Source organism: Paracoccus sp. P2 (assembly GCF_046335115.1).
GTDB lineage: Bacteria > Pseudomonadota > Alphaproteobacteria > Rhodobacterales > Rhodobacteraceae > Paracoccus > Paracoccus pantotrophus.
This window is the reverse complement of record NZ_JBGOSN010000003.1, coordinates 77141-89589: the sequence shown is the minus strand read 5'-3', so window position 1 is coordinate 89589 and position 12449 is coordinate 77141. Positions and strand designations below refer to the sequence as shown.

Genomic DNA, 12449 nt, shown 5'->3' with positions numbered 1-12449 from the left:
CTGCAAGACCCCGCGCATGGCCGCCTGCGACCCGCTTGGAGCCGCGGCAATCCGCGCCTATGTTGAAGGGGAAAGGGCAGGCGGGACGGAGCGGATATGGCCGGTGGCTGGGCGCGCGACGATGCGGTGAACGAGCAGATCGAGGTCTCCACGCAGGAGGCGATCGAGCGGATGCGGCTACGCAATGCGCAGCGCGTCGCGCAGGAAAGCGCCCGCATCTGCGAGGAATGCGACGAGCCGATCCCCGAGGCGCGGCGGCAGGCGATTCCCGGTGTCCGGCTGTGCGTGGACTGCCAGTCGGGCCGCGACCGGGCCTGGCGACCCAGCGCCGGGATCAACCGGCGCGGATCGAAGGATTCGCAGCTGAAATAAGGGGCTTGCCTACCAGCGCAGCACGACCGAGCCCCAGGCGAGGCCGCCGCCGATGGCCTCGGCCACCAGCACGTCGCCGGGCTTGAAGCGCCCCTCGGCATTGGCCACCGAAAGCGCCAGCGGGATCGATGCGGCCGAGGTATTGCCGTGGTCGGCCACCGTCAGCACCACCTTTTCCATCGGCAGGTGCATGCGCTTGGCCGTGGCCTCGATGATGCGCAGGTTGGCCTGGTGCGGCACCAGCCAGTCCACCTGTTCGGGCGTCAGGCTGGCCCGGTCCAGCGCGCGATGCGCGGTGTCGGCCAACTTCTCGACCGCGTGGCGGAAGACCAGGTTGCCCTGCATGCGCAGATGGCCGGCGGTGCCGGTGCTGGCCACGCCGCCGTCGACATAGAGCAGGTCGCGATATTGCCCGTCGCTGTTCAGGTCGGTCGCGAGGATGCCGCGGTCGGCGGAGGTGCCCTGGCCCTCGGCCGCCTCCAGCACCATGGCGCCGGCGCCGTCGCCGAAGAGCACGCAGGTCGAGCGGTCGCTCCAGTCCATGATCCGGCTGAAGGTCTCGGCCCCGATCAGCAGGACGCGATCTGCAAGCCCGGCGCGGATCATCGCATCGGCATTGGCCAGCGCATAGACGAAGCCGGCGCAGACCGCCTGCAGGTCATAGGCGAAGCCCCGGCGCATGCCCAGCCCGGCCTGCACCATGGTCGCGACCGAGGGGAAGGTCAGGTCGGGGGTCGAGGTCGCCACGATCACCGCGTCGATCTGTCCGGCCTCGATGCCGGCATCGGCCAGGGCCGCCTGCGCGGCCCGGATGGCCAGGTCGCTGGTGCCCTGGTCCTCGGCGGCGAAATGGCGCCGTTCGATCCCGGTGCGGGCGCGGATCCATTCGTCGCTGGTGTCCAGCTTATCCTCGAACCAGCTGTTCTCGACCACGCGCTCGGGCAGGTAATGGCCGGTTCCCCGGACGATCGCACGCCGCATCAGGACGCCTCGCTTTCCTTGCTGCCGTTGATTTGGCCGGCCGCCGCGACGGATTGCGCCACGCGCGCCGCCAGCCGGTCCTGAAAGCCGGATTGCGCCAGCCGGAAGGCCAGCTTGATCGCCGCCGAGACGCCGGTGGCATCGGCCGAGCCGTGCGATTTCACCACCGTCCCGTTCAGCCCCAGAAAGACGCCGCCATTGACGCGCCGCGGGTCGATGCGCTTTTGCAACCGCTTGAGCGAGCCCATGGCCAGCAGCGCCGCGAATTTCGACATCACCGACTTGCCGAAGGCTTCCTTCAGCAGTTCGCCCACCAGCTTCGCGGTGCCCTCGCCGGTCTTCAGCGCGACATTGCCGGTGAAGCCGTCGGTCACGATCACATCGACGCGGGCCGAGGGCAGGTCGCCGCCCTCGACGAAGCCGACATAGTCGAAATTCGCCGCCTGTGCCGTGGTGGGGATCAGTTCATGCGCCTGCTTGAGCTCGGGCCGGCCCTTGTGGTCCTCGGTCCCGACGTTCAGCAGACCGACGCGCGGCCGTTCCAGCCCGAAACCGTTGCGGGCATAGGAGGCGCCCATCAGCGCATAGGTCAGCAAGTCCTGCGCATCGGCGCGGATGTCGGCGCCCACATCCAGCATGACGTTGAAGCCCTGCGGATTGCGCGAGGGCCAGAGGCAGGCGATCGCGGGGCGGTTCACGCCGGGCAGCTTGCGCAGCCGCAGCATCGAAAGCGCCATCAGCGCCCCGGTATTGCCACAGGAGACGGCGGCGGTCGCCTCACCCTGCCGCACCGATTCGAGGGCGGACCACATCGAGGTGCCCTCGCCCTTGCGCAGCACCTGGCTGGGCTTGTCGTCCATGGTCACGACGCCGGCCGCGTCGCGGATGTCGCAACGCCGCGCCAGATCGCCGCGGCGGGCGATCAGCCGTTCCAGCTCGGCCCGCGGGCCGTGGACGATGAAGCGGATGTCGGGATTCTTCCCGGCGCTTTCGGCCATGCCGGCGACCACCGTCGCCGGGCCGCGGTCGCCGCCCATCGCGTCAACGGAGATCACCACGCCGCCCCCGTCGCCAGGGGCGCGAGGCAGAATGCTGGAATCTGCCGAAGCCATATCCGCGGTCGGTCCGCTCAGGCCGCGTCTTCGTCCAGGTCGACCTCATTGGCCTGCGCCACGACTTCGCGGTCGGCGTAGTGGCCGCAGGACGGGCAGACGTGATGCGGGCGCTTCAGCTCGCCGCAGTTGGGGCATTCGTTCGGGTTGCCGGCGACGAGCGCATCATGCGAACGGCGCATGTTGCGGCGGGAGCGGGTAACTCGGTTCTGAGGGACGGCCATGTCTCAACCTCAAGTGGTTCGGGGGGCAACCCGGCTGGGCGGCCCCGGATTCGGTGTTTCGTATCTGGGGCGGGCATAGGCCACTGGAGCGTTGGCCGCAAGTCACGAAAACTGCTCGCAAAGCGGGGGCCGCGGTCCGGGATTCCCCCGCCGGTCGAATGAAGGCGGCAAAATAGCGGGATTTCCGCATTGCGCAAGGGAAATCTGCAAGAGAAGCGGCGCATGCGCGCCGCTGCCTCCGGCGGGGATATTTGGGCAAGAAAGAAGCCGGGCGCCGGGAGGGCCCGGCAGGTTCAGCGGCCGAGCTTGGCGTGGATCTCGTCCAGGTCGATCTCGTTCTTCGGCAGCTTGTTGTCGGGGTCGTCGAAGTCGTATTTGAAGAGCTGGAAGTCCTTCTTGTAGATTTCCCAGACCAGGTGGCGCGACAGGTCGTCGAAATAGGCGCTGACCTTGTGGGCGCGCTTGGGGCCGTGCCCCTCGGATTCGTTGAACTTGGGCACGTCGTTCACGTCGAGCCTGACCGGGGTCGGCGCGGCGTCCAGCACCTTCTGCATGCCCTGGTTGAATTTCTCGGTGAAGAAGATCTGGTCGTAGCGGCCGCCGTTCACGATGAAGGTCGAGATATGGCCTGACATGGCCGACCAGTGGATGTCCGGCTCCATCGGCCGGCGCCAGCGGATGGTGTCGCGCGCAAACAGCAGGAAACGGCGGAAGCTGGCGATCTGGTCGAACTCGAAGCCGTTCTCGGGGCTGCCGACATCGACGCCGTAGCGTTGCATCAGCTCGGGCACCAGGTTGCCGCGGTAGCGCTTGCCGTTCCGCTGGATCCCCGCGATCTTGTCGAAGAACGAGGACAGGATGCGTGCGTAGGGGTTGCGCACGCAGGTGAAGGTCAGCGCCTTGTGGGCCGTGACGTTCGCCTCGATCAGCGGCTGGCTGTCGGGCTGGTTCCACTTGTGCAGCCCGCTGGTGGCGTCGTGGATGTCGCCGTCGAAATAGCGGCCGTGGTCGGAGTAGAACATGATCTGCCCGATCGAGGAGCAGGCGCATTTCGGGACGACGCGATAGACCATGCTTTCGCTTTCCGTCATCCACGTTCCTGGAAAACCCATAACTCTCTTTCCCTTCACAAGAACCGTGCCGGCCGCGGCGGCTTGCCCCTTCGGCCAAAATCGGTAAGGACACAATGCAAATCGCCGGCAGAGATTCAACCAGTGTGAGCATTGCCCGCGCAAGGCGGGCCGGATGGGTAACGAGATGGCGCGTATCGCCTTTATTCTGCTGTGCCACAAGGATCCCGAGAGCGTGGTGGCGCAGGCCCGCCGGCTGACCGCCTCGGGCGATTACGTGGCGATCCATTTCGACGGCCGGGCCGATTCACGCGATTACGCGCTGATCCGGGCGGCGCTGGCCGACAACCCTTCGGTCGCCTTCGCGCAGCGGCGCTGGAAATGCGGCTGGGGCGAATGGTCGCTGGTCGGCGCCACGCTGGAGGTAGTGCGCGCCGCCGTCGCCGCCTTTCCGCGGGCCACGCATTTTTACATGCTCTCGGGCGATTGCATGCCGATCAAGTCGGCCGAATACGCCCATGGCCTGCTGGACGCAGAGGATTGCGACTATATCGAGAGCTTCGATTTCTTCGAATCGGACTGGATCAAGACCGGTTTCAAGGAAGAGCGGCTGATCTATCGCCACTGATTCAACGAGCGCAGGCAGAAATGGCTGTTCTATGCCAGCTACGACCTGCAGAAGCGATTCGGCCTGAGGCGCAGGGTGCCGGCCGACATCCAGGTCATGATCGGGTCGCAATGGTGGTGCCTGCGCCGCCTGACCGTCGAGAAGGTGCTGGATTTCTGCGCCAGCCGGCCGGAGGTCATGCGCTTTTTCTCGACCACCTGGATCCCGGACGAGACCTTCTTCCAGACCGTCGTGCCCCATGTCGTGCCCAGGAAGGAGATCCGCACCCGCACGCTGACCTACCTGATCTTCACCGATTACGGCATGCCGGTGACCTTCTACAACGACCATTACGACCTGCTCATGGGCCAGAACTACCTGTTCGCCCGCAAGATCAGCCCCGAGGCGATCCGCCTGCGCGAGCGGCTGGGCGCGCTTTGGGCGGCGAAGGGCGTGCATTTCCCGATCTCGAACGAGGCGACCGGCCTCTTTCACTTCCTGACCGGGCGGGGCCGGGCCGGGCGGCGCTTCGGCCAGCGGTTCTGGGAGGCCGAGGGCAGCCTGGGCCGTGACAATACGCTGCTGCTGGTGGTGGCCAAGAAATGGCATGTCGCCAAGCGGCTGACCGCGGCGATCCGGGCGCATACGCCGATTCCGGCGGTGGATTACGTCTTCAACGAGCCCGAGGCGCATCTGCCCGATCTGGGCGGGGTCGAGACCACGGTGGAAAAGCGCGACCGCCACCGGCGCGCGCTGATCCGGCTGCTGTTCCAGCATTTCGAATCGAACCGGCTGGTCTTGTGCCTGGACCCCTCGGCGCTGTATCTGATCCAGGATCTGACCTCGGACAAGGCCGATACCCGCATCCTGCTGGTGGATTCCGAATTCGACGACGATTACCTGCGCGGCCATATCGCCCGCGTGGGACTGGCCGGGAGCGAAACCGCCCCCGAGGTGATCGAACGGCTGCTGCCCATGGTGCGCGCCGACCTGGAACACGAGGCCGAGCGGTTGCGCGACATGGATTTTCCCGGCTTCCATTCCATCGCGCCCTGGCGGCCGGCCGCGGAGAATGCCGTGCAACTGGCGCGTTTCCTGGACTTGCCCGCCGAGGCCGCGCTGGCGCTTGCCGGGACCGACCACCTGTTCAGCGACTGAGGAGAGAGCCATGCCCGCCTATGACGACAGCAACATCTTCGCCCGCATCCTGCGCGGCGAGATACCCAACGACACGGTGCTGGAGACCGAGCATACGCTGGTCTTTCGCGACATCCGGCCGCAGGCGCCGGTGCATGTGCTGGCGATCCCCAAGGGCGCCTATATCAGCTACGACGATTTCGCCGCCAATGCCTCGGATGCCGAGATCGTGGATTTCCACCGCGCCGTGGCGAAAGTCACCCGCGATCTGGGTGTGGCGCTGGACGGCGGCCAGGGTTTCCGCGCCATCACCAATGCCGGGCCGGACGGCGTGCAGGAGGTGCCGCATTTCCACATGCACATCCTGGGCGGCCGGCCGATGGGGCGCATGGTTCAGCCGGGCTGAGACGCCGGGCGCGAGGTCAGCTGGACGAAGACATCCTCGAGGTCCGGCGCTTCGACCGCCACGTCGCGGATCGGCAGGCCCGCGGCGCGCAGCGCGTCGATCAGCCCGTCGGTGGGGATGCGCGAGGGCGCATAGCTGAGCGCGAGCCGGCCGTCGCCGCGCCGCTCGGCCCGCACGCCTTCGGGCAGGGCGGGCAGGGTGCGGGCCGGGCCGGTATCGACGACCAGCGTCTTGGAATCGGCCCGGCCGAGCAGGGCGGCGGTATCCTCGCACAGGATCAGTTGGCCGTGGTCGATGATGGCGATGCGGTCGCACATCTCCTCGGCCTCTTGCAGGTAATGCGTGGTCAGGATGATGGTCATGCCCTGGTCGTTCAGCCGCCGCACGTTGCGCCACAGCATCTCGCGCAGCTGGATGTCGACGCCCGCCGTCGGTTCGTCCAGCACCAGGATCTGCGGCCGGTGCACCAGCGCCTTGGCCAGCAGCAGCCGCCGCTTCATGCCGCCCGAGAGGTGGCGCGAATAGCTTTCCGCCTGATCCGTCAGCCCGACCAGTTCCAGAAGCTCGTCGGTCCAGCGTTCGCGGCGGGGCACACCGTAGAGCCCCGCCTGCACCTCGAGGCTGGCGCGGGGCGTCAGGAAGGGGTCGATGTTGAGTTCCTGAGGCATGACGCCGATGGCGGCGCGGGACTGGCGCGGGTTCACATCCTGGTCGAAGCCCCAGATCGTCACCTGACCGGCGGTCTTGCGCACCAGCCCGGCCAGGATGTTGATCGTGGTGGACTTGCCCGCGCCGTTGGGTCCGAGCAGGCCGAAGATCGAGCCGGCGGGGATGGCGAGGTCCAGCCCCTTCAGCGCCTGTTTCGGGGGCGCCTTGCCCGCGGCGGCATAGGTCTTGGTCAGGCCGCTGATTTCGATGGCGTTCGGGCTTTGCTCGGGGGCTGGCATCGGCTCTTCGCGTTCATTATGATCGCCGCCGGTTTAACCCCGTTTGTCGTCAGAGCTCAAGGAACCGCCATGACCATTCCGGCCCCCGAGATCCAGACCGTCACCTCCTGGAAGGTCGCCTGCGACGGCGACGAGAAGCGGGGGCTGGGCCATCCGCGCGTCTGGCTGGCCATTCCGCGCGATACCGGCTGGGTCGAATGCGGCTATTGCGACAAGCGCTTCGTCATCGACCGCGAGCACGCGCACGAGGATCACTGATCGCGCGCCATGGCGGCCTGGTTCGGGGGGCGGCGCGGTTGCCGCGCCTCCGGCGGGGGTATTTGTGAAACAGTGAAGGCGGGGGCGGTCTTGGCCCGGTCGGCGCTTCGTGGCAGTAAGGGGCCTTGGACGCTGGCAGAAGGATGAGGCGCAGATGACGGACGGATTCGGCAAGGGCCATCACCTGCATCTGATCGACGGCTCGGCCTTCATCTTTCGCGCCTATCACGCGCTGCCGCCGCTGACCCGTCGCTCGGACGGGCTGCCCATCGGCGCGGTGGCCGGCTTTTGCAACATGGTGTGGAAGTATCTGCAGGACGGCAAGGGCTCGGACCAGCCGACCCATGCGGCGGTGATCTTCGATCATTCGGCGCGGACATTCCGCAACGACATCTATCCGCTCTACAAGGCCAACCGGCCCGAGCCGCCCGAAGATCTGCGACCGCAATTCCCGCTGACCCGCGAGGCGACGCGCGCCTTCAACATCGCCTGCATCGAGACCGAGGGCTTCGAGGCCGACGACATCATCGCCACGCTGGCCTGCCAGGCGCGGGATGCCGGCGGGCGGGTGACGATCATCAGCAGCGACAAGGACCTGATGCAGCTGGTCGGCGGCGGGGTCGAGATGATGGACCCGATCAAGGGCAAGCCCATCGGCCCCGAGGAGGTGCGCGAGAAATTCGGCGTCGGTCCCGAGCGGGTGGTGGACGTGCAGGCCCTGGCCGGCGATTCCGTCGACAACGTGCCGGGCGCGCCGGGGATCGGCATCAAGACCGCCGCGCAGCTGATCGAGGAATATGGCGATCTGGAAAGCCTGCTGGCGCGGGCGGAGGAGATCCGGCAGCCCAAGCGCCGCCAGACCCTGATCGACCATGCCGAGCAGATCCGCATCTCGAAGCGGCTGGTCGAGCTGGATTGCGGGATGGCGCTGGATTTCAGCCTGGAGAGCCTGGAGATCCGCGAGCCCGATCCCGAGGCGCTGCTGGACTTCCTGGCCCGGATGGAGCTGCGCACCCTGACCAAGCGCGTGGCCGAGCGTTTCGGCGCCGAGGCGCCGACCATGGCCGAGGCGGCGCCGGTGCCGGCCGCCGTCGCCGGTGCCGCGGCCGCGCCGGCCGTCGAACTGCCGGCCATCGACCGCAGCCTTTACGTCACCATCCGCGACGAGGTCATGCTGGCCGAATGGCTGGCCGAGATCGCCGAAAAGGGCGTGGTCGCCATCGACACCGAGACCACCGGGCTGGACGAGATGCAGGCCGAGCTGGTCGGGGTCTCGCTTTGCACCGGGCCGGGGCGGGCGGCCTATCTGCCGCTGGGCCATGTCGATGGCGCCGCCGACCTCTTCGGCTCGGGTGCGCGGGCCGAGGGGCAGATGGACCTGGACCGGGCGGTGGCGATGCTGAAGCCGGTGCTGGAGGATCCTTCGGTGCTGAAGATCGGCCAGAACATCAAGTATGACTGGAAGGTGCTGGCCCGCCACGGCATCCGCATGGCGCCTTTGGACGACACCATGCTGCTGTCCTATGCGCTGAACGCGGGGGCGCATAACCATGGCATGGACGAGTTGGCGGACCTGTATCTGGGCCATCGCTGCCTGCCGATCAAGGATCTGATCGGCTCGGGCAAGGCGCAGATCAATTTCTCGCAGGTGGCGATCGACAAGGCCAGCGAATATGCCGCCGAGGATGCCGAGGTGACCTGGCGGCTCTGGCATCATTTGCGCCCCAAGCTGGCGCCGAACCATGTGACCACCGCCTATGAGCGGCTGGAGCGGCCGATGATCGCGGTTCTGGCCGATATGGAGATGGCCGGCATCCGTATCGATTCCGAGCATCTGAAGCGCATGTCCAACGCCTTTGCCCAGAAGATGGCGGGGCTGGAGGCCGAGATCCACGAACTCGCCGGCGGTCCCTTCAACGTCGGCAGCCCCAAGCAGCTGGGCGAGATCCTGTTCCAGCGCATGGGCCTGGCCGGTGGCAAGCAGGGCAAGACCGGCGCCTTCTCCACCGGCGCCGAGGTGCTGGAGGATCTGGCCGCCGAGGGGCATGAGCTGCCGGCGCGGGTGCTGGACTGGCGGGCGATCTCGAAGCTGAAATCGACCTATACCGATGCGCTGCCCCTGCATGTGAACCCCGAGACCGGGCGCGTGCACACCAGCTATTCCATCGCCGGGGCGCAGACCGGGCGGCTGGCCTCGACCGATCCGAACCTGCAGAACATCCCCGTGCGGACCGAGGAGGGGCGGCGCATCCGCGAGGCTTTCGTCGCCGGGCCGGGGATGCGGCTGGTGAGCCTCGACTACAGCCAGATCGAGCTGCGGATCCTGGCGCATGTGGCGCAGATCCCGGCGCTGAAACAGGCTTTCCGCGACGGCATCGACATCCATGCCATGACCGCCAGCCAGATGTTCGGCGTGCCGGTCGAGGGCATGGACCCGATGATCCGCCGCCGCGCCAAGGCGATCAATTTCGGGGTGATCTACGGCATCTCGGGCTTTGGCCTGGCGCGCAATCTGCGCATTCCACGCGCCGAGGCGCAGAGCTTCATCGACACCTATTTCGAGCGTTTCCCCGAGATCCGCGCCTATATGGACCGCACCGTCGCCGAGGCGAAGCAGGACGGTTTCGTGCGCACGCTGTTCGGCCGGCGGATCATGACGCCGGGCATCAACCAGTCGGGACCGGCGGCGGGCGGGGCGCGGCGCGCGGCGATCAACGCGCCGATCCAGGGTGCGGCCGCCGACATCATCCGCCGCGCCATGATCCGTATGCCGCAGGCCATCGCGCATCTGCCGGCCAGGATGCTGCTGCAGGTGCATGACGAGCTGGTCTTCGAGGTCGAGGAGGGCGCGGTGGCCGAGCTGATCGAGGCGGCGCGCGGCGTCATGCAGGGCGCGGCCGATCCCGCGGTCCGGCTGGACGTGCCGCTGATCGTCGATGCCGGGCAGGGGCTGAACTGGGCCGAGGCGCATTGAGGGCCGCCGGTCGCGTGGATTGCGCGGCCGCATGGGTATTTGGGGAACGAAGAAGCCGGCGAGGGAACGGGATGGGCCATTCGCATGCGCATGACGGCAGGCAGGGGCATGCGCACCTGCCGGGCGGGGTGGGCGATGGCACCATCCTGATCGCGGTGGTGATCAACCTGGCGCTGACCGGTGCGCAGATCCTGGGCGGCTATATCGCCGATTCCACGGCGCTGATCGCGGACGGGGTGCATAACCTTTCCGATGCGCTGTCCCTGGTGCTGGCCTTTGGCGCCCGGCGCCTGGCGCGGCGTCCCGCCAGCCCCGAGATGAGCTATGGCTGGGGCCGCGCCGAGATCGTCGCGGCCTTCGTCAACTACATCGCGCTGATCGCCATCTCGGTCTGGCTGGGGATCGAGGCGCTGGGGCGGCTGGTCGATCCGCCGCAGGTCGCGGGCGGGCTGGTCATGGCGCTGGCGGCTTTCGCGCTGGTCGTGGATGCGCTGACCGCGGCGCTGGTCTGGCGGGCCGCGAAGGAGAGCGTGAATATCCGCGCGGCCTTCCTGCACAACCTGGCCGATGCCGCGGTCTCGGTCGCGGTGATCCTGGGGGGCGCGCTGATCTGGGCCTTCGGCTGGCAGATCGCCGACCCGATCCTGACATTGCTGATTTCTGCGGTGATCCTGTGGCATATCGGGCAGGAGATCGGGCCGGTGATGCGCATGCTGATGCTGGCCGCGCCGGCCGGCGTGGATCACGCGGCGCTGGTCCGTGCCATGGCCGGGGTCGAGGGCGTGGCGGGTGCCCATCACCTGCACCTGTGGCAGATCGACGAGCGGCGCAACGCGCTATCGGCGCATCTGGTGCTGCGCAAGGGGGCCGATCCGGCCAAGGCGGTGCGCCGGGTCAAGGCGCTGCTGCGGCGCGACTTCGGCATCGGCCATGCCACCATCGAGACCGAGCGCGAGGGCGAGCCCTGCGGCGACCGGGATGACGGCCAGGGCCATCATCCGCATTAGATCGCGGCGGAATGGCCCGAGGCCGCCATGTCGTAGCCGTCGAACATGCGCGCGATCATCCGGGTCAGCGGCCGGCCCTTGGGCGTGATGCGCAGGCCCGCGGCATCGGCCTCGACCATCTCGCCGAAATGCGCGGCGACGGGGGCGAAGACCTGGGCCAGGCCTTCGGCGTCGAAGCCGTGGTCGCGGATGAATTCCTCGGCCCGGATCTCGAAATCGCACATCAGCGCCTCGATCATGCGCGAGCGCCAGCGGTCCTCGGGCGTGAAGGCATGGCCGCGCGTGGTCGAGAAGCGCCCGTCGCGGATCCTGGCCAGATGCGCGCCGGTGGCCGGGGCGTTCTGCGCATAGCCCTGCGGGAAGCGCGAGATGGACGAGGCGCCCAGCCCCACCAGCACCTCGGCCCGGTCGTCGGTATAGCCCTGGAAGTTGCGGCGCAGCAGCCCGGCCTTTTGCGCGCGGGCGAGCCCGTCGCCAGGGCGGGCGAAATGGTCGATGCCGATCTCGTCATAGCCGTCGGCCAGGAACAGCGCGCGCGCCGTCTCGAACAGCCGCAGCCGGCCATGGGGATCGGGCAGGGCCTCGGACGGGATCATCACCTGCCGCTTGGCCATCCAGGGCACATGCGCATAGCCGTAAAGCGCCACCCGGTCGGGCGACAGCGCCAGCAGCTTCTGCACCGATTCGGCGATGCGGTGCGGATCCTGATGCGGCAGCCCGTAAAGGATGTCGGCGTTCAGGCTGGCGATGCCGCGGTCGCGGATCATGTCCACGGCGCGTTTCGTCACCTCGAAGCTCTGCTCGCGGCCGATGACCTTCTGGATCTCGGGGTCGAAATCCTGCACCCCGATCGAGGCGCGGGTCAGCCCGGCCTCGGCCAGGGCGTCCATGCGGGCCTCGTCGATCTCGTTCGGGTCGATCTCGACCGAGAACTCGACGCCCTCGGCCAGCGGGAAGGTGTTCAGCACCGCGCCGGCGACCAGCCGCATCATCTCGGCCGGCATCAGCGTGGGCGTGCCGCCGCCCCAATGCAGGCGCGACAACCGGACGCCGGGGGCCAGCGCGGATTTCAGCATGTCGAGCTCCGCCAGCAATGCCTTGGCATAGGCGCGCACCGGCTCGTCGGATTGCGTGCCCTGGGTGCGGCAGGCGCAGAACCAGCACAGCCGCCGGCAGAACGGCACATGCATGTAGAGCGAGATTGCGGCGCCGGCGGGGATCGCCGCGATCCAGTCGCGGAAGAGCGGCTCGCCCACGGCGGGGGTGAAATGCGGCGCGGTCGGATAGCTGGTATAACGCGGCACGCGCGCGTCAAACAGTCCCAGCCGCTCAAGTTGCGATTGTTGTTCCATGT

General features: G+C 67.8%; 11 protein-coding genes and 1 pseudogene. 6 read left to right on the top strand and 6 right to left on the bottom strand.

Annotation, left to right across the window (positions count from 1 at the left end):
- Positions 1 to 96 precede the first annotated feature (96 nt).
- Entirely contained in the window at positions 97 to 372 is a 276-nt protein-coding gene (locus ACDP63_RS02790; RefSeq protein WP_024843259.1) for a DksA/TraR family C4-type zinc finger protein, read from the top strand.
- Positions 373 to 381: 9 nt separating this feature from the next.
- Here ACDP63_RS02790 and ACDP63_RS02785 read toward each other — a convergent pair whose 3' ends face one another.
- The 4 genes from ACDP63_RS02785 to ACDP63_RS02770 all read right to left on the bottom strand — a co-directional run bounded on the left by ACDP63_RS02785 (position 382) and on the right by ACDP63_RS02770 (position 3801).
- Positions 382 to 1353, bottom strand: a complete 972-nt coding sequence (locus tag ACDP63_RS02785; RefSeq protein WP_036747224.1) for a beta-ketoacyl-ACP synthase III — start codon at positions 1351 to 1353, stop codon at positions 382 to 384.
- Entirely contained in the window at positions 1353 to 2465 is a 1113-nt protein-coding gene (gene plsX / locus ACDP63_RS02780) for a phosphate acyltransferase PlsX (protein ID WP_024843257.1), read from the bottom strand. Before plsX ends, ACDP63_RS02785 begins: the two co-directional genes overlap by 1 nt.
- Positions 2466 to 2482: 17 nt before the next feature.
- Positions 2483 to 2689: a 50S ribosomal protein L32 gene (gene rpmF / locus ACDP63_RS02775; RefSeq protein WP_010392407.1), complete on the bottom strand. Its 207-nt coding sequence runs from the start codon at positions 2687 to 2689 to the stop codon at positions 2483 to 2485.
- 293 nt (positions 2690 to 2982) lie between these two features.
- Positions 2983 to 3801, bottom strand: coding sequence for a sulfotransferase family protein (locus ACDP63_RS02770; RefSeq protein WP_028709875.1), 819 nt, complete (start codon positions 3799 to 3801; stop codon positions 2983 to 2985).
- 145 nt (positions 3802 to 3946) lie between these two features.
- On the opposite strand from ACDP63_RS02770, the pseudogene ACDP63_RS02765 reads away from it, so the two are divergent.
- Positions 3947 to 5524 (top strand): annotated as a pseudogene (locus ACDP63_RS02765) (DUF5928 domain-containing protein).
- A 10-nt stretch (positions 5525 to 5534) separates the two neighbouring features.
- Positions 5535 to 5909 carry an HIT domain-containing protein gene (locus ACDP63_RS02760; protein ID WP_024843254.1) on the top strand — a complete coding sequence of 125 codons (375 nt, stop codon included), beginning with the start codon at positions 5535 to 5537 and terminating at the stop codon, positions 5907 to 5909.
- Here ACDP63_RS02760 and ACDP63_RS02755 read toward each other — a convergent pair.
- Positions 5897 to 6856, bottom strand: a complete 960-nt coding sequence (locus ACDP63_RS02755) for an ABC transporter ATP-binding protein (protein ID WP_024843253.1) — start codon at positions 6854 to 6856, stop codon at positions 5897 to 5899. The genes ACDP63_RS02760 and ACDP63_RS02755 overlap by 13 nt on opposite strands.
- A gap of 69 nt (positions 6857 to 6925) precedes the next feature.
- On the opposite strand from ACDP63_RS02755, the gene ACDP63_RS02750 reads away from it, so the two are divergent.
- The 3 genes from ACDP63_RS02750 to ACDP63_RS02740 all read left to right on the top strand — a co-directional run bounded on the left by ACDP63_RS02750 (position 6926) and on the right by ACDP63_RS02740 (position 11095).
- The gene (locus ACDP63_RS02750; protein WP_024843252.1) at positions 6926 to 7114 is read left to right on the top strand and encodes a zinc-finger domain-containing protein; all 189 of its coding nucleotides are present in this window, start codon (positions 6926 to 6928) and stop codon (positions 7112 to 7114) included.
- A gap of 154 nt (positions 7115 to 7268) precedes the next feature.
- A complete protein-coding gene (gene polA, locus ACDP63_RS02745; protein WP_024843251.1) occupies positions 7269 to 10088 on the top strand; it encodes a DNA polymerase I in 2820 nt (939 codons plus the stop codon).
- Positions 10089 to 10159: 71 nt separating this feature from the next.
- Positions 10160 to 11095 carry a cation diffusion facilitator family transporter gene (locus tag ACDP63_RS02740; RefSeq protein WP_024843250.1) on the top strand — a complete coding sequence of 312 codons (936 nt, stop codon included), beginning with the start codon at positions 10160 to 10162 and terminating at the stop codon, positions 11093 to 11095.
- On the opposite strand, the gene hemN is transcribed toward ACDP63_RS02740, so the two are convergent.
- Entirely contained in the window at positions 11092 to 12447 is a 1356-nt protein-coding gene (gene hemN, locus ACDP63_RS02735; protein WP_024843249.1) for an oxygen-independent coproporphyrinogen III oxidase, read from the bottom strand. The genes ACDP63_RS02740 and hemN overlap by 4 nt on opposite strands.
- Positions 12448 to 12449 lie beyond the last annotated feature (2 nt).